The 18060-nt window shown below is 50.8% G+C and carries 14 protein-coding genes; 4 read left to right on the top strand and 10 right to left on the bottom strand.

Going from position 1 to position 18060, the window contains the following annotated elements:
* Positions 1-98: 98 nt before the first annotated feature.
* The 4 genes from EHT25_RS16250 to EHT25_RS16235 all read right to left on the bottom strand — a co-directional run bounded on the left by EHT25_RS16250 (position 99) and on the right by EHT25_RS16235 (position 2358).
* A complete protein-coding gene (locus EHT25_RS16250; protein ID WP_148095890.1) occupies positions 99-761 on the bottom strand; it encodes a hypothetical protein in 663 nt (220 codons plus the stop codon).
* Positions 762-1138: 377 nt separating this feature from the next.
* Positions 1139-1399 carry a hypothetical protein gene (locus tag EHT25_RS16245; RefSeq protein WP_124876203.1) on the bottom strand — a complete coding sequence of 87 codons (261 nt, stop codon included), beginning with the start codon at positions 1397-1399 and terminating at the stop codon, positions 1139-1141.
* Between the two features lie 40 nt (positions 1400-1439).
* Complete coding sequence (locus EHT25_RS16240; RefSeq protein ID WP_124876202.1) at positions 1440-1670, bottom strand: YcgL domain-containing protein; 231 nt, start codon at positions 1668-1670, stop codon at positions 1440-1442.
* Between the two features lie 235 nt (positions 1671-1905).
* Positions 1906-2358 (bottom strand): DUF5990 family protein, encoded by a 453-nt coding sequence (locus tag EHT25_RS16235; protein WP_124876201.1) that lies wholly within the window; start codon positions 2356-2358, stop codon positions 1906-1908.
* 1369 nt (positions 2359-3727) lie between these two features.
* Here EHT25_RS16235 and EHT25_RS16230 point away from each other — a divergent pair.
* Entirely contained in the window at positions 3728-4159 is a 432-nt protein-coding gene (locus tag EHT25_RS16230; RefSeq protein ID WP_229311567.1) for a hypothetical protein, read from the top strand.
* 668 nt (positions 4160-4827) lie between these two features.
* Here the strand turns inward: EHT25_RS16230 and EHT25_RS16220 are convergent.
* Positions 4828-7332, bottom strand: coding sequence for a bifunctional YncE family protein/alkaline phosphatase family protein (locus tag EHT25_RS16220; RefSeq protein ID WP_124876199.1), 2505 nt, complete (start codon positions 7330-7332; stop codon positions 4828-4830).
* 387 nt (positions 7333-7719) lie between these two features.
* Here EHT25_RS16220 and EHT25_RS16215 point away from each other — a divergent pair, with 387 nt between their 5' ends.
* Positions 7720-8670, top strand: coding sequence for an NmrA/HSCARG family protein (locus EHT25_RS16215; RefSeq protein ID WP_124876198.1), 951 nt, complete (start codon positions 7720-7722; stop codon positions 8668-8670).
* 87 nt (positions 8671-8757) lie between these two features.
* On the opposite strand, the gene EHT25_RS16210 is transcribed toward EHT25_RS16215, so the two are convergent.
* The 5 genes from EHT25_RS16210 to EHT25_RS16190 form a co-directional block, all read right to left on the bottom strand.
* Positions 8758-9135 (bottom strand): VOC family protein, encoded by a 378-nt coding sequence (locus EHT25_RS16210; protein ID WP_124876197.1) that lies wholly within the window; start codon positions 9133-9135, stop codon positions 8758-8760.
* Between the two features lie 472 nt (positions 9136-9607).
* Complete coding sequence (locus tag EHT25_RS16205; protein ID WP_124876196.1) at positions 9608-9859, bottom strand: hypothetical protein; 252 nt, start codon at positions 9857-9859, stop codon at positions 9608-9610.
* A gap of 838 nt (positions 9860-10697) precedes the next feature.
* Complete coding sequence (locus tag EHT25_RS16200; protein WP_124876195.1) at positions 10698-14690, bottom strand: ATP-binding protein; 3993 nt, start codon at positions 14688-14690, stop codon at positions 10698-10700.
* Positions 14691-14978: 288 nt separating this feature from the next.
* Positions 14979-15662 carry an HAD-IA family hydrolase gene (locus EHT25_RS16195; protein WP_229311566.1) on the bottom strand — a complete coding sequence of 228 codons (684 nt, stop codon included), beginning with the start codon at positions 15660-15662 and terminating at the stop codon, positions 14979-14981.
* A gap of 516 nt (positions 15663-16178) precedes the next feature.
* Positions 16179-16598 (bottom strand): hypothetical protein, encoded by a 420-nt coding sequence (locus EHT25_RS16190; protein ID WP_124876194.1) that lies wholly within the window; start codon positions 16596-16598, stop codon positions 16179-16181.
* Positions 16599-16930: 332 nt separating this feature from the next.
* On the opposite strand from EHT25_RS16190, the gene EHT25_RS16185 reads away from it, so the two are divergent.
* Positions 16931-17149 carry a hypothetical protein gene (locus EHT25_RS16185; protein WP_124876193.1) on the top strand — a complete coding sequence of 73 codons (219 nt, stop codon included), beginning with the start codon at positions 16931-16933 and terminating at the stop codon, positions 17147-17149.
* Complete coding sequence (locus EHT25_RS16180) at positions 17130-17975, top strand: prohibitin family protein (protein ID WP_124876192.1); 846 nt, start codon at positions 17130-17132, stop codon at positions 17973-17975. The genes EHT25_RS16185 and EHT25_RS16180 overlap by 20 nt, the downstream gene beginning before the upstream one ends.
* Positions 17976-18060: the final 85 nt, after the last annotated feature.

Raw genomic sequence — 18060 nt, 5'->3', positions numbered from 1 at the left:
CACACTGGCAAAGTCACCCACTTGGCTTTTAGTGATTCAGGAAGATCCGGTTCATACAGCCCCAAGAAAAATACCATCTCCTTAAACCTAAGATACCATTATCGGCAGGTAATGGAATAATCGATCACGCTGTATTGCCCATTTGAATATTTCTGATAGCGCCGGGTTAGTCCTTTGGATTCATCGAAGAGATACGAATAAGAATAAGAGTTGGTGGTTACACCGTCGCTGTTTGTTACCTTAACTGGCAGGTTTTTACTGACTTTGCCACTGTACGGGTGCGAGTTTGGTAGATTCGGTTTCGTGAGATCATATTCGTAAAGTGTCACGTAGACCTTCGAATTGGGGAGTGTCGATTTTCGCTCTTCGCGAACAATATTACCGTTTTCAATCGTATAGGTGGTCGTATATTCACCTTCTACCTTTTCGATCAGAAACCCTTCTGCATCGTATTTTATTCCATCCCCACTTGACAACCCTTGTTTATTCAGGGGTACGGGGTGTACTCCGTTATCCATTCCCAGGTGGGTAGAGGTGATGATTAGTTGATCGGCAGTATATTCAAATAGGTCCTGACCACCATTCCCCCCCCGGTCATAGGTGGACCAGTTACTTTCGATGAGCCGGTTTTGCTCATCAAATTTGTAGACATTAGATGACACTTTCCCAATCAGTATGGACTGGCCATCCAGCATCACCTGTTCATTGCGACTGTACGCATCTGTGCCGGAAGATTTGTTTTCAATTGAAAGTGTCAGCACCTGGCAGGCGGGTTTCTGAATTGACGGCTGATGATCTTGCTGGGAGCAGCCATCGAGTACTATAAACAGACTAGCGCACGCAGCTATTGCGTATAAAATGGACTTCATAACTAATAACAGATGTTAAGAAAAGAACAATCTAAAACTAGTCTGAAGCCTTAGTATTTTCAATTGGCATCGTACGAATTGATGAAAAATGGGGCTGAATTGTCGAAATGAAACGAGACAGATTGATACCCAAATGATCATAGACATAGTTTGACTATGCTTATTGTTACACCGTGATGCATGCACGGTTGTCTTTCACCAATCCTGCCCCATCTTCACCACCTGCACAGTCACCCTATCTGCATGCGCTGGTGCTGGCAGTCCCGTTGTCACCGGTTCTGCCTTTGCCATTCGACAAATGCCAGGAGCACCCGTTGGCAAGCAATGCTGGTGCTGCGGTTGTAGCTCAGCCTGTACGCTGGCCGCTCGATGAGGTAGTTGTTTTCCTGTGATGCGTTGGTGTTGCTGGGATTACCGAGTGCAAAGTTGGCGTCGCGGGTGGGTATGCTGGAATCCGGGGTTGGTTGATCGGCTTTGTGGCAGGTGGCCGGAATAAGGGCAAGAAAAAAATAAAGTATGAATCGATTCATACTGACGAATAAGGCATAATGACCCTGTTCCTGTTTCAGTTTATTCCACTGGTTTAGCTATATGGTAGTTTTGGGTGTCAAAGTCATCTCTTACCTGGAGTAAATCGATACCCAGCGAACCGGGCCCCTCATTGGACGATTCTATTTTTTGTAATGCACCTAACTGGGTGATTACATTGTCAGGAACTCCGGAAAAGTCGTCTTTCAGGTCTTCTGGTAAAACCAGATACCAGGTTGGATGGTTGGCGGATTGATAGATATGCGTGATCATGGCTTGAGGATTTTAATACAGGCTCTTAACTCGCTATGGAGGCAAATAGTAGATTAAATCGATGTAGTGGTCCTATAAATCACCGCTCAAACTCTGTCCCGAATGTATCTTCGTCGCATGGATAGTTTCTCTACATCCTCCCTACCCCATGGGTCGCCTGTGAATTGGCGGTTTTGTTCGCTGTCCTGTAACCGAATGTTCGTATTGATCCTTAATCGTCGTGGCAGAGCTAAATTCATCCGTTTAAATTAGTAATTTTCCACCCGTCGAATGGTTTTACGGTGGCACAAGCCGGACTTCCGTCTTTTCCAGATCCCGGCACCTGGGTTTCCAGCACTAATTCCGAAGAGGTGATGACTTGTTCGAGGGTATCCCAGGTAATTCCGCGAAGCGGCACTTTCAGCCGCCGTCCCCAAATAGACTCCGCCTGCCCAGCGTAGGTACCAATAGCGATATAAATAAATTTTTCCGGCGGAGCACCCTGGACAAAAGGCCCGGAAAAACCCGGCTTCTCATCCTTCTGACGGTCGGCTTTGACGGTGACGGAGCACTCAAATCGAATGTCATGCGCATGGGCCTGCTGAACCTGTACCGTTTCATAGACATGTCCGCTGCCCTTCTGGAGTGCGAAATCTACCCCATCCGGCGGTTTTTGCAGGACAATCCGAACGATCACATCTTGCTTCATACGATTTGACGTCTCTGGTTAGTACGATTAGAAGGTATTATCGGATCGCATTTACTGATCGGCTTCCTAATTTCACTTCCTCTCAGGTACAATTTTTGTCTCCCCTATTTTTACACAGTTGCTTAGATGCTTCGACTTACGAATCAAATACATCACGCCAATCGATCGAAAACCCCTTAAGTGATTGAACCGAAAGCCGACCTGGTCTTGTTAACTCACCTGACTTTTGAGATTTACGCTGATAATCAAGTACATAAGCGATAACTTTCTGGCATCCCGGAAAACAATCCAATAACCTTACCTCGAACTACTTATATAACCGAATTTGGCAGCCTGGTCAGCCGGTAACGTCCGGTAGTCGGCCACCTCGACAATCCATTCCGGAACACCATGCCAGGCCCAGTTCGCGCAGGAACGCAAGTGTCTGCGCTTGTCTCCGTTGCATTTCTTCTAGCAAGGCGTCCAGATCGATTTTTGTACCCCATCCATATGTCGATTCTGTCTTTGATTTAATACCAGAACCGCAACGACAGCCACCCTGATACACGGGAGTTGTGGCGTTAATTCAAACATACGTCTTTTAAAGGTGGAATTTTTTCATTTTGATGTGAGATTTCCATACACCATAAAAGTACACACTGGGCTAAGAAAAATACAGCGGTTTTCCAGATGTGCATGTAAGGACCTTTACCAAATAATCTGTTAATAGCTATTTTATTAGCTGGAGAACATTTGACTTAGCCTCTGAATGTATGAGGGAAAGCTCCGTCTCGTTTCAGTTGCCAGAGCGTGTTTCATTATTCGATCAAAAAAGGCTTTGTCCTCATTGACCAGCTTCCATAGTGCCTCAATATCATCGGCTTCAAAATGCGACGATTTGGCATATTCTCGAATCCAGTCAGGTACATCCATAATGAATTGATAAACTCCCATGGGGGTATCGGATGTTTTTAAACCATCGAAATCGGGGAATTAAAACGTTAACCAAGATTACCTTTTGCCAAAGTCCTTTTTTCGGATTTTGCCCTGAAATGTGCGTTTCCAGCGAGTTACCGGCATCCGCGTCAATCTATGAATAGCCAAAATATGTGTTTGTAGAAACTGTACGAGCTGTAGCCCAGAAAACAACTTTTATTTTTTTACATAGCCTGTTTACTGCCAATCGTTCGTTGAGGCAACCGCACCGCCTGAGTAGCCCGAAACAGTTTTCCCGTTGCCGCTTTGGAATCTCAATCGAGCTGATTGCTAATGCCCCGCCTGATTCCTGATTATGCTTATTCCGGTTAGTTTCTTGCAACAAGCGAAATAAAAGTAACACATGGTTGATCCGATTAGTTAAACTCTCATGAATGATCGAAACACAACAATTATGCAAGCGTTGGCCAGTGGGGTGATTGGAGCAGGTGTGCTGACCGCTCTCCATGAAACGGCCCGTCATTATATTGATGACGCCCCCAGAGCCGACGTATTGGGCATGCGGGCTATCAGAAATACACTGACTAAAATAGATGTAGCCACACCTTCGGATGAAGAATTACACGACTGGGCATTAGGGGGCGATCTGGTTTCCAATGCACTTTATTACAGCCTGGTAGGACTGGCAAAGCCCCGGTACGAACTTCTGGCCGGTACCGCCCTGGGACTCGCAGCGGGAATTGGTGCCGTTGGCTTGACTGGTCCGTTAGGGCTCGGAACCGCCCCTACTCAGCGAACTGCTTCTACGGCTGCGATGACCATAAGTTGGTACGTAATCGGCGGATTGGCAGCAGCAGGTGCCTATGCGCTCTTGAAGCGCCGATAAAAAGCCATCTTTTAGTAAATCAGCCGCAGTTTTAGAGTAGTTGAAAAAGTCCGTTCATTTGCCTTATGAACAAGGGCAATCCATATCACCCCTGTCAACCACAAAGCCAATATTGGCCTGGAGGGGTATGACTATTGATTAAGGTTCAAAGACTTTTTCCATGGAAAGCCCCTGCTGAAATCGATCGACAGGGGCTTTTTCTTTTCACTCAGGGTAGTAGCGCAGCTGGTAGCGTACTTGGTTGGAGACCAAGGGGTCGTCGGCGGTCCGCCGTAGCGGTTCGAACGGCATCGGCGGACCATCCGGCCTACCCTGCAAAATTAACTCCCCATTTTGGGTAGTTTAAACTGGCGTTCGGCAACGCGGGAGAGTTAAAGCAGACTGTAAATCTGTCCCTTTGGGTGAGTGGACGGTCGCCCGCTGCCGCTCGAATCCCTCAACGCCAACTATTTAGTTTTAATGGTCCGTTAACCAAGTGGTCAAGGCGGGCTCTGCAAGCTTACTGGTAACTGACCGGACTATTTTGGCGGGTAACACCTTGGGCCAGCCCCTGATGCGGTCAACATGCCATCATTGAACGTAGCCGATCTGGGTGATAAAAGTGGGCGTACCACCTCCCAGGTCGCACGTCATAACTACCTTTCTTAATTATTCCTCTGTATCATCAATCAGTCATCGTCGCCTTCTTCCTCCTCATCGTCCATGTCCTTGCCCAGCCGAACAAAAGCGCCCCGGCGCGGGGCGGGCATCACACTTTTTTCACCCCGCACGGTTTGCCAGACGATCTCGCTAAAAATCAGATCATCGATTGCATCGGGTTTCGACAGATCAAATTGCAGGCTGCGCCGGGAGTTTTTATTGGCCGCCATGTTTCGCTGGTGAATATCCACGCCCGCTTCCCGGGATTTGAACGGCGTCAGGTTGGGAGCCTTGCTGAAACACCGCCACATGGGCGTAGCAGCCGCATCGTACTGGCTCATCGGTTTCAAACCCAGAATTAATTCCATCGTCCGGAGCATCCCGGAGGTCGAATACATGGTGTGATCCACAAAACCGCGTTTGACAAAACCGCCAGCCACAAAGGCAATCGATCGATGAGCGTCCACGTGATCGGGGCCGTTTTGGGCATCATCTTCCAGAATAAATACCACGGATTCTTTCCAGATGGGGCTCTGGGACAAGTGCTCGACAAACCGCCCGACGGCCAGATCATTATCGGCCAAAGCCGCATAGGGCGTCGGTTTTCCCACGGCAGCGCCCGAGGTGTGATCGTTTCCAAACCGTACCGTGCTCAAACGCGGAACGGTATTGGCCGTAACCAGTCGGTCGAAATCCCTTTCCCAGGCTTTTTCCCGGTCGATGTCCATGTAGCCCAAATCGTATCCTTTGAATTCGGGACAGAACTTCCCTTCCAGCGTTTTGATGTTCGGTCTGGCGTCATCGGCAAACCAGCCGTAGGTCCGGAAACTGATTCCCGTCCGCAAACAATGGTCCCAGATAAAACCGTCGCGCGGGTGCGCAATTTCCTTCTGGCCTTCGTAATCGTACGTACCGCCCCGGCCACCGTAACTCGTCACCCAGTTTTTTTCCACGTAATCGTTGGCGTACGCGGCCGCCGACCAGTTGTGGCCGTCGGCGCTGACTTCGGCATCCACGTAAAAATTGTCGAGCAGCACAAATTCGCGGGCCAGCGCGTGTTGATTGGGCGTCACTTTCTGCGGAAACAGACAAAGCGACGAATCACCGTTGCCCTCCTTCATGTCGCCCAGCACCTGATCGTAAGTGCGGTTTTCTTTGATGATGTAAAAAACGTATTTGATCGGCGACGGATCGCCAACCCGGCGCGGAATGGGGTTTCCGGCTTCGCCTTCCGCCAGCGTTTCTTTGGTTTTGGTGTACGGGGTGTTGGCGTAAACCAGCCGGGAATAGGCCGCCAGTTCCTGGCTTTCCGGGACCTTGATTATCGAAAGCGTGCCCTTGAACAAACCGCCAATGTATTGCTGGCGACCCGTGTTGGCCTGCGGATTCGGGCCGATCTGCTGCGGAACCCGGGACAAAGCCGGATTCGGTCCTTTGGGATTGGCTTTGGACGAAAACCCTTTTCCGTTCGTTACGAAAATTTTGGAACCGATCACCTTCACCGCCGTGGGGTACCAGCCCGTCGGAATAAAACCGCTGGAGCGCCCATGTCCTTTTTCCGTTACATCGAAAACCGCCAGGCAGTTGTTATCGGCGTTGGCAATGTAGAGGGTCTTCTCGTCGTCGCTCAGTGCCAGACCGTTCGGCGTGGTTCCAACGGGCGCATTGGGAAAAAGCGACGCCGTCAGGGTTTCGATCACCGCCCGTTTGGTCAGATCGATGAGCGCAACGGTATTGTCATTGCCGTTGGCGACAAACAGAAACTTGCCGTCGCGCGTCAACAGCAGATCGTTCGGATTCTTGTTCGTCGGGATTTTGGCGGTCACCTGCTGCGTGGCCAGGTCAACAACCGCAACACTGGCCCCGCCCCACAACGAGACGAAGAGGGTGTTTTTGTCGGGAGAAAGAAGGCAGGTGTAGGCAGCGGCTCCCAGATTCACCCGGTGGAGACTCTGCCGGGTTTGTGTATCGCAGGTGTATAAGGAACTGTCTTCTTTGGTTACGACATAAAGCCGGTTTTTCGCATCGTCGAGGCACAAACCAGTGGGCGAGATTTTTACTGGCCACGGTTTTCCCAACGCAATCGGCGCATCCGCCACGAGTTGATTATCCTCGATTTTGTACACCAGAATTTTGTTGTCGTTGCCCCCGGAAGCATACAGGCGTTTCTCATCCTGGCTAAATGCCAACCCCAGGTACGCTTTTCCAACCCGAACGGTATCCAGCACTTTTTCGGCGCGGGCATCAATGAGCGTGATGCTCTGCGTGCTTTGTCCGTTGTTGGTCACGGCCAGGTACTTTTGGGTCGGCGAAACCACCAGGTTCAGCGGCAGATCATCCAGATCGAGACTTGTGCCGGCCGGAGTCAGTGCCCAGCCATTTGGCAGATTAACCCGTTTGGCACTCAGCTCTTTATACAGGGCAATTTCCTCCGCCTGCTGGGCCGCATTTCCTTTGCGCTGGCATCCGAACAACGGTAGCAAAAGGACCAGAATCAAGCTCAATCCGCGCAAAACAATGGACAGGTTTTTCATATACAATCCGGATTTGGGGTATTAATAACCCGCAACCAACGGGTCGGTGTTTTGGAACGAAAATAAAACTATTTTGGTGGTATGGCCTTACGGTTACTGTGACCTTTTTGTTAAAGTCACTTGAAAGTATCGAAAGTGAGTTCTAGTTAATAATCTTAAAAACAAAATAACTAAAAAGGGAATGGTATGGAGCGATGATCTGCGCTTTTCTGGTATGAAGGCAGCCCATTCGGTTTATTTCAAACCCACCAGCCTGCAAAATTTGACGGCTAATAGCGTAAAATAGGTGACGTAGTTAACAAGCTATCCACTATTGTAATAACTTACGGGCTCGGTCCCGCCGTGGCCGGGGTTTTCTCTTTCTAAACCAAAAGAACCTAAAGTCCCATGTCAGAAAAAAAGATTATTGCCGTTTTCGGTGCCACCGGTGCGCAAGGTGGTGGAGTCGCCAGAGCCATCCTCAACGATAAAAACAGTGAATTTGCCGTCCGGGCTATCACGCGGGATGCCGATTCAGACAAGGCGAAGGAGCTCGCCCAATTGGGAGCCGAAGTAGTTGTGGCTGATATTGATGACGAAAAAAGTCTGCTCAATGCCTTGGAGGGCGCTTATGGAGCCTTCTTTGTGACATTTTTCTGGGCGCACTTTTCGCCCCAGCGGGAGTACAACGAAGCAAGCAGTATGGCCCACGCGGCTAAACAGGCCGGGCTGCAGCATGTGATCTGGTCAACGCTGGAAGATACCCGCCACTGGGTTCCGCTGGACGATGACCGGATGCCAACCCTTCAGGGCAACTACAAAGTGCCGCATTTTGATGCGAAAGGCGAAGCCGACAAAATCTTTACCGATTTAGGCGTACCTACGACCTTCCTGAGAGCTTCTTTCTATTGGGAAAATTTCATCTATTTCGGGGCCGGACCGAAAAAAGGATCCGATGGCAAGCTGTACCTGACCTTACCGATGGCCGACAAGAAGATGGCCGGCGTGGGTTCGGAAGATATCGGCAAAACCGCTTACGCCATCTTCAAGGGAGGTTCGGAATTCGTTGGGAAAATCATCGGCGTGGCGGGTGATCAGCTGACGGGCGAGGAAATGGCTTCGAAACTTTCCAGCGCGATCGGACAGGAGGTCATCTACAACTACGTTACGCCGGAGGTATACCGGGGTTTCGGCTTTCCGGGCGCCGATGACATGGGCAATATGTTCCAGTTTTACCGGGATTTCGATGAGGTGTGTAACACGGTCCGAGATGTAGCCTACTCCCGGGAGTTGAATCCCGAATTGCAGTCGTTTGATACCTGGCTGGAGCAAAACGCCGGCCTTATTCCGCTGGACTAAAGGCCAGTGAGAGGAGAAAAGTACCCTAAGTCATCCCGAATTTTGAAGACACCGGCTTGAAATTCGGGATGACTCACCTTTGGCTGATTAGCCAATATCTTCCCAGAGTTCGACACGATTCCCTTCAGGATCAAGCACATGAACAAACTTACCGTAGTCATAAACGGCTATTTCATCCAGTATCGTTACGCCATTGCTTTTTAGCTCTTCCACCAGTCCTTCCAAATTCTCAACCCGGTAATTGATCATGAAGTCCTTTTTGGAAGGCTCAAAGTAGCTGGTGCTTTTGTCAAAGGCGCCCCAAACGGTTGTCCCTTCTTTAGATGGATCATCGCTATCACGCCATTTGAACAGCGTTCCATACTCATTTACGGGTAATCCCAGATGCTGAGCGTACCAGTCTTTCATTTTTTGCGGGTCATCGCATTTGAAGAAGATGCCGCCAATTCCGGTTACTTTTTTCATTTATTTTTTCCCTACGATTTAAAAAATGCATGGATAAACGGGTTACGAATCGTACCGAACGGTGTCAGAAGATGCAACCAGGCGTCCACGCCCCGTTAAGGGCAGGCACCTGGGCGCGCAGAACTGTTTTGGATACAAATAGTCAGTCCGCTAATTCCAAAAACGACGCTGATTAGTAGAAATAGACCCATAAAAAGTAGTTTGAATTGAAAAATACGACATTTAGGGCAGACTCCAAAACCGGAACGGGCGGCAGCGGTTTCGGTTCGGCGATTAATCGGATGCCGTTGATCCGACGAAACCGGTTTACCAACAACCAACCGAATTCCCGGCCCTGTCATGACCAATAATCTATTGCATGTGGCTAGGATTGGAGAAGGCATTTCCCGGAAAAAGCGTCACCGCTCTATTGGCAAAACAGAACGGCAAACTATTGCCCCTTAATTGTTGAAACGAGTTGATATAACCCATTTTAGGCACGCAATAGTTGTTGATACTCCTTCGTCAAATTTCGCATGAGGTCGCCGACGGGTAAGCCATCAAAAGCACCTACGGGCAGGTCAATTCGCGTGCCATCATCGTCGATCAGGTAAGCGGATGAGAGAACGTTACCAAGGGCGACAAAGCTGTTTAACACTTCCAGTTGGATATCAAATTCCGCACAACAAACACAGGGGTTGTTGACTGAACGATCGGAAGTCGTAAGGGAAAAATAGAGGAACATGGCGTTAAGGGGTTTGGGAAAACGATCGAATACAAACCTAGTGAGTACATCAGCAACCGACGATAACGGCTGTTCCAAAAACCATAACGCCTGTTCCAGGCCGGATAAAAAGTCGGCAAAACGGTTGATTGATTGCTCGTAACCGGTTCGCAGGGATCATGCCAACAGGTTCCCAACACACTATTTGCGGTTTTCCCAAACCGTTTCTTTTGCGGATAGGCAGTTCCGGGTTTCGACATCTCATGGAAGCCCGATGGCCTTTTCCCAATTGGGAGATTCAAAAACCGCCCCTTTCACTTGTTTTCTAGTCATTTCAGAGATTGATCGGGGCATTTGGAACAGCCGTTATGGTATTTGGAACAAGTGTTATCGTTTATCGCCGTTGCACTCGCTAGGTTTGTGACAGCGAGCTGAACTGATCACCAGCTCATCACAAACGAAGTCAAACGCGTACGTAGTAACGAGAGTAAAACAGAGGATGTTTCGACAACCCGGTCTTCGTAAGGCCGGGTTTGTTTTCTTTTTGATGCCAGATACAGAGAAAAAACCGCCCATGTAAAAAATACCCTAGCCCGGAGATCCAGCCTGGGGTGATCATTAAACCAGAAAACCTTACGGTTTCAAGACCTTCATCCGTACGTTTTTTGATCCGCAACAACAGCAGGTCCGCTGGCTGGACCTGAATCGATACCGCTTTGCAGTCCAACGGTTTTGGCGGTGCTGAACAGCCCATTCAGCGACGCAAATGCGTTCACAATGGTAAACACCAGGTTCCAGAACCGATCAGTTGTCGATAAAAGGTGGCAAAAAGGGAATTCAGGCAAAAAACAGGGCCTGATCAGGATTGAGCAGCAAATTCGCGGGGCGTGAGCTGGTAAAGCTCCCGGAAACATTTGCTGAAATAAGCCGGGCTGGTAAAACCCACCTGGTAGGCGGCCTGATTGACACTCTGGCCCGCCCGCAGGAGTTGAGCGGCCCGTTTGAGCCGGTAATTACGCAGCAGATCATTCGCCGACAGATCGGTCAACGCTTTTACTTTCCGGAATAGATTGGTCCGGCTCATGCCCAGTTCTGCCATCATTTGCTCGGTACCAAACTGCGAGTCGCTCAGGTTCGCGTCCAGCAGTTCATAGAGTCGGGTCAGGAACGGATCGGCAGGCTCAGCAACCGCTTCCGGCTGCGCCGAAGGTGGATTCGGATGGAGGAGATTGGCCCGCACCCACGCCCGCTGCCGTTGTTTACTGACCAGCTGATTGCGGACCCGAAGCTGGAGTTCCGACACCCGAAAGGGTTTGGTCAGGTAATCGTCCGCCCCCATCGAAAGACCAGCCACCCGGTTTTCGACCGAGGATTTGGCCGTTAGCAGAATCACCGGGATATGGCTGGTGCGCAGGTCGGTTTTCAACTGGCTGCAAAGCGCAAAACCGTCCATTTCCGGCCCGTTCGGTACGGGCATCATTACGTCCGAAATAATGAGATCGGGCAAATACGCCAAAGCCTGATCCAGTCCATCGCGTCCGCTAAATGCCCGCCGAATGCGGTAGTGTTCCGGCAGACTGTCGGCCATGAACTGGGCCAGCTCATGGTTATCTTCCACGATCAGCACGCGGGGATCGACGGTTTCTTCCTCTGTCGTCCAGGCATCGGCCTCGCTATTCCGGTGACTTAGTTCGGTCTTGTCCGGCTGATGATCCTGCACGTCAACCCGGCGATACGGCAACAGAACCACGAACGTCGTTCCCTGATTGGGCTGGCTCTCCACAGAAACGCGTCCACCCTGCAACTGAACCAGTTCCTGAACCAGCGCCAGGCCAATTCCCGTACCCGGTGTGGCAGCCGACTCATTCACCTGATAAAACCGGTCGAAAATATGGGGCAGCTGATCGGCTTCCATACCGATTCCGGTATCGGCCACCCTCAGCCGGATTTGGCCCGAAGCGTTTTCCAGCGAAACCGTAATGGTGCCGGTTTTCGTAAACTTTAATGCGTTGGAAGTCAGGTTATAAACAATCCGTTCCAGCTTGTCGGCATCAAACCAATAATCACCTTCGACTTCCGAATGAAACCTCAGGTTAAGCCCCTGAGCGGTTGCCTGATCGCTAAAAGGCTGCACCCACCGCCCGACGGATTCGGTCAGATTTCCCCTGGATTCATGAATGGGCATGACACTGGCTTCCAGCCTGGACAAATCCATCAACTGATTGATGAGCCCCAGGAGGTGACGCGCCTGTTGTTCCACCACCGAAGCCCGGCGCTGGTTAGCGGTATCGAGTTTGCTTTCCAGCATTTGTTCGGTCGGTCCCAAAATCAGCGTCAGGGGCGTCCGGAACTCGTGGGTGATGTTGGTAAAGAAGTTCGTTTTGACCGCATCGACGGCCCGTAGCTGATCGGCCTCCTTTTGCCGCAACTGAATGTCCTGCTGTAACCGCAGCCGATTCAGGTAAATCTGAAGAAGACCCCAGGCCAGGCTCAAACCCATCAGGAAATACAACCCAAAGGCCCACCAGGTGGCCCAAAAGGGGGGCTGAATCATAATCGCCAGTTTGCGCACGTGGCGGCTCCAGTTCCCCGAGGTGTTGGAGGCATTCAGCAGCAGAGTGTAATTCCCCGGTGGTAAATTGGTATAAATCGCTTCGGGTCGATCAACCTGCTTCCAGTTGGTTTCCAGCCCCGCCAGGCGGTAGCGATACCGGTTTTTGGTGGGTTGATTGAATTGCAGGGCCGCGAATCGAATGGTCAGGTAATTCTGATTGTACGCCAGCGTCAGTTGATTCGTGGCCTGAATCGGTAACTCGCCCAGGAGAGAGCGGTTTTGGGCAGCGACCGTATCGATGAGGCTGGTGCCCGGAAAATCCGGCTGAATGATCTGGTTGTTGACTTCCAGTTCGGTCAGTTCGATGGGTGGAGCAAAGGTATCCTGCCCGATCTGCTGCGGATAAAAAGACGTGAAGCCCTCCAGCCCGCCCATCAAAATTTTGCCATCGGGAAACTGGACGTAGTGGTAGCTGTTAAACTCGTCGGCCATAATTCCATCATCCCGGGTAAAGGTCTGGGTCGTGAAGGTCCGGCGATTCATCCGGCAGAGCCCTTTATTGGTTCCCATCCACAGATAACCGTACCGATCCGGTTTCACCGAATACACCACATTGTTGGGCAAACCGTCGGATTTGCTAAACCGCCGAACCCGCCCGGTTTGTTTATCAAACAGGCAAAGCCCACTGCCAAAGGTCCCGATCCACAGGCGGTTGGGATCGGCAGGATCAGCCGAAATACTGTAGAGTGAATTGCTGCTCAGCGTAGCCCGGTCACCCGGACGATTGACAAATTGGTGCCGTTGGCCACTCCGGCGGTCAATCCGCCAGAGCCCACCCGATCGACTCGCCAGCCAGAGAAACTGCGCATCGATCACCAGTTCCGTAATCGGGTTGGTAATTTGACTCGGTATCGGATAAGGAAAACGATTCCAGTGGCTCGTTCGCTCATCGAAAAAATAGGCAGTGGTGTCGTAAACCGCCCAAACTCGGCCCTGCGGATCGGTCGTCATCGGACAGGGAATGTAGCCGGGGGCATTCCAGCGAAAGGTAACGGGTAGTGGAAACCGCTCGGTTTGGCGGGTTTTCCGATCCAGCCGGTAGAGATCGGAAGCACCAACGTTAAACCACAGGCGGCCCTGGGCATCGAAGGTTGAGCGAAAATTATAACTGCTCAGACCGCTCAGCGTTGCCTGGGCCGCCCGCGAAACGGGCGGCAGCCCCAGCGAGTCATTTGTAAGCAGATCCTGGTAGAAATTGCGGCTGTACCGACGAGTCCGGAATGGACTTAATTGAAGATCGTACGTGCGGATTCCGGCCCCATCAGTACCGATCCATAAAACATTCGTACGATCGAGAAGCAAACTGCTACAACCGTCGTTGAGCTCCTTCCAGCGGGACATGACTCGAATCCCCTCCCGATCGGTAAACCGAAACAGGATGTTGTTCTGAGAAAAATAAGTGGTGCCCTCCCGATTCATCGCCACTCGAGGAAACATCCACTCGTCTCCCTGGTCGGGCAGCCGATACGAGCGGAGCTGGCCGGTTCGGGGCTGAAGCAGCGTCAGGTAGCGCCGGGAAAAAACCATGACCTCGCCCGTTGGTCGGCGGTAGACCCGTTCTAAAGAATCTTCCGGCAATGACCGGGGATTCCCCACCTGGTGGCGTACGTGGGTGAAACTGCGGGTGGCTTCATCGAAACGATTCAGGCCGTTGGCGGTTGCCAGCCAGATACTGCCATCCTCTCCTTCTGTCACATCCGTCACATGATTACTACTGAGCGATCCGGACTGAGTGGGTTGGTGCCAAAACCATTGTCCCTTCTTTTTTTTAAGATCCCAGCAAATAATGCCTCTGCCAAGTGGTATCAGCCACAGTCGACCCTTTCGGTCGGCGGTGAGACGATACGGCACTTTTATTTTCGTAAATTGGCGGAAAGCGGGTTGTCTGGATAGATTGACAAACGTTTCGGTGCGGGGGTCGAACTGATCGATATCGCCCTCGTCGGATACAATCCAGATTCGCCCCTGGTGGTCCAGCTCGATTTGGTTCAATCCGGCAAAGGAAATAGACGGTTTTCCGTCGGGATCCGGTTGAAACACTTTGAACCGGTGTCCATCGTAACGGCAGAGTCCATCGCGGGTGGCGGCCCAAATGAAACCTTGTTTATCCTGAAGAATCGAGGGTACGAAGGCTTGCGGTAACCCCTCCCGGTCCGTAATCTGTCCGGGTTTGGGTAAGCGAAAATCCTGAGCCCACAGCCGACCGGATGCAGGCAGGGTGGTTAACAGAAAAAACAAAAATCGAAAGGTAGAAATAATCGGCCTATGCAAAACGGGTGACAAGCTCTGGCTTACTTTTATTAAAGTAACAACATCTATTGTTTTACTGATTTCACTCCACTACAGACTATTTCATTACTTCCTTTGGACCTGACTCTCTTCACGAATCGGCGGTGTTGTTGCCTACTTATTTTACGTCCTTCCGTCGTTACCCTTTGGCGCAATCCCGATTTACCGATAACAACCCAACCAGCAGGTTAGTTATGAATGGCCCGCTTTCCTTCGAACTATTTTTCGAAAAACCGCTCATCGACCGGTTTCGCCCAGCACCGTCCGGGCAATACCCTCCGGGGTATAAAACACATGAATGCCGGGATGCCCCTGCAACACATCAACGCGGGTATACCCCCAGGAAACTGCCCCGAATGCCACGGCAGCCCCTCTTGCCGCTTCGATATCCCGGATTTCATCGCCGATGCAAAGCGTTTCGCCGGGCTTAACCCCACAATGCTCCATCGTTTTCCTGAACTTGTGCTGTTTCCCGAAAAGAGATGATCCGCACCCGTAGTGCGTAATGAGGGCTGCGGTTTCCGGGCCAAGAACCCGGCGGATGTTGGCTTCCGAATTGGAACTGACAATGGCCAGCCGAACGCCCTGCTTCGACAACTGTTCCAGCAAATCCGCCATGCCTTCAAACAACCGGATTTGCCCAATGTCCTGGCCCATCTGACGAATAAAGGCATTGGCAATGAGTGGTATTTTCCAGAGCGGCACCCGGGCATTTTTCATCAGCTGACGCGCATCCATCCCACGCAGCTGATCGACATCATCGGGATTAATGGGGCTGAAATGATAGGTCGCAGCCAGGGTATTGATCGTCCGCAGGAAATAGGGAAATGTATCGGCCAGCGTGCCGTCAAAATCGAAAATAACCAGTTTGTAGTTCATCTGAATCGGTCGTTCATACCGGGTAGTGAGGCATCGAGACATTCGATGCCTACCGGTGCATTGTCCAAAATACGAACAAAACCGGTTCAAATCCCATTCAGGGCCAATGACCCAAAACCGGCTTTCGCTCGCTTCAAGCCTTCCTTTTCCCGTTTCGGCCCATCTTATTTTGACACGGAGCGTGGAACCGGTGAATTTTGCCGGAGGAACGGTCTTTCCCGTTCCTTTATCAACAACAAATACTCATGAAGATTATTGTATCCACGCCATTCCGGGAACGGGTAATCCGGTTTAGGGCGCTTAAGAAAAAAAGGAGACCGATTGCCACACCCGGTAACGAATCCCCGGTTGATTTTTGCCGGCATTGGGCGCTCTGGTGGCCCCCTCATTACGTGTGATCGCGCGTTGACGGTGAAAACCGTTCAGACAGAATTGCAAAAATAGAACAGCCCGGTTTTCTACGACCGGGCTGTTTTGGTATTCATCAAACGAATGGGCCGTTCACCGGGATGTTCGGCTTTGCGACAAATAATCGGCAAATGGAGGATTTACAGCGGCTTATCTACTGGTTTGCGGGTTGTAAACAATGTGCCGACTGGATTCAATAGGCGGAAACTCCAGTACCTCGACACGGCGGACAATCGTGCGCTGCCCGTCGCTGATTTCAAGCTGGTATATGCCGGATTCGGATGCTGCAAAATCGAAGCTTAAGCGGTAAGCCGTTGGCGATTTTTTCAGAAAATCCCGGTACATAATGGTGTTTCTGGCATCCCGCAAAATGACCGAAACCGGTTTTGCCTGACGAACGGCCAGGTTCAGTTTTACTTTCTGATGAGCGCCCATGAACATACAGATGTCGAATGAAGGCTCGTTCGAGTTCGCATAGTCTGGATCAGTGCTCCGGGCGTGGCAAAATGGAGCTGACAGAAGCAGCGTCAGGAACAGTGGTTTTGCAAATTGCAGGGTGTGCTTTTTCATTGTTTTTGAATCCGCCAAACGGATCTTTTATAAGTAGTGTGGAATTGAAAGCGGCAAAGGTCCTGGTTGCTGCCCATAAAAAAATCACCGAAATCCGTGATTTTCCGTCACGGATTTCGGTGATTTTAGTGAATAACGAGAATCGGTTTACGCGCCGGGAACGAAATCTTCCCCTCTGTCAATCAATCAACCCGAATAAATGCCGTCCATAATTCCGGGGGTACATCGATAAAACAATGTTTCCAACCCCCTTGAATAGTAGTAAATTAGCTGCCCGTTTGATTAAATCATCGGTTTTTGTCCGTCAATCAACCGTTACCCTTTTTTGCGCAATGGATACGAAATCAATCGCCCGCTACCTGCTTGTGCTGGTGGCTACTTTCTATGTGATCAACTGGACATTCGCGTTGCTGAACCGGTCCAATTCGCTGTTAAATCTGGCAGGCTTTCTGCTGATTGCTTCGTGGGGGTTAGTACTCCTCGAAACCAAATTTTTCAAATCCAATCCACTCAAAAAACACAACCCCGACAATGGAAGCACCCCATCGTAAACGCCTGATTTCAATTGGCATAGCGGTTTTCTTTCTCTTTATCCTTTTCTCGTTCATTGGCCGATTCTACACCCGGATTGATGCCGGGCACGTCGGATTGAAAATTAATATGTCGGGCTCCGACCGGGGCGTCAGCGACATCACCGAAGTGACTGGTTTTGTCTGGTATACGCCCTGGCTCACCAAAATCGAAGAATTTCCTACCTTTACCCAGACCGTTGACTACCAACCTTTTACTGTGAACACCAACGACGGAGCGTCGTTTACGGTCGACCCCACGCTGACTTATCACCCCGACCCGACGAAGGTTCCCCAGATTTACCGGCAGTATCGCAGGCCCTTGCCCATGCTGGAACAGACCATCATTCGGAACATGGTTTTTGATGCGTACCGACTCACGACCAACGAGTTTAAGTCGGATAGTCTGGTGGGCCAGCGCGCCCGGTTTGAAGCGAAAGTGGAAGCCGAACTCCGGAAGTCGCTTCGGGAAGACGGTTTTATTTATGAACGCCTGACGTCAGCCGTCACCCCCCCGCCCTCGCTGCAAGCCGCCATCGATGCCAAAAATACGGCGGTTCAAACCGCAATGGCGCTGCGGAATAAAATCGAATCAGAAAAGGCACAGGCCGAAATTGCCATTACCCGCGCCACGGGAGCCGCCCGGGCAAAGTTGATCAGCGCCCAGGCCGAATCGGAGGCCAACTCGCTGAAACAGCGCACCTTGACGCCGATGTTGATTCAACAGCAATGGATTGAAAAATGGGACGGCAAACTCCCAACCACCTCGACCGGCAACGCCAGTTTGATGCTGGGCATTAAGCCGTAAAACCGCTCGGGGCCAATCACTTAGTAAATGAATAATGTAGAATGAACAATGTCCGTCTGACGGATTTCACTTTGTTCATTCTGCA

Origin of the sequence: Larkinella rosea (assembly GCF_003858635.1) — a bacterium.
In the GTDB taxonomy this organism is placed as follows: domain Bacteria; phylum Bacteroidota; class Bacteroidia; order Cytophagales; family Spirosomataceae; genus Larkinella; species Larkinella rosea.
This window is presented reverse-complemented; position numbering and strand designations above follow the sequence as displayed.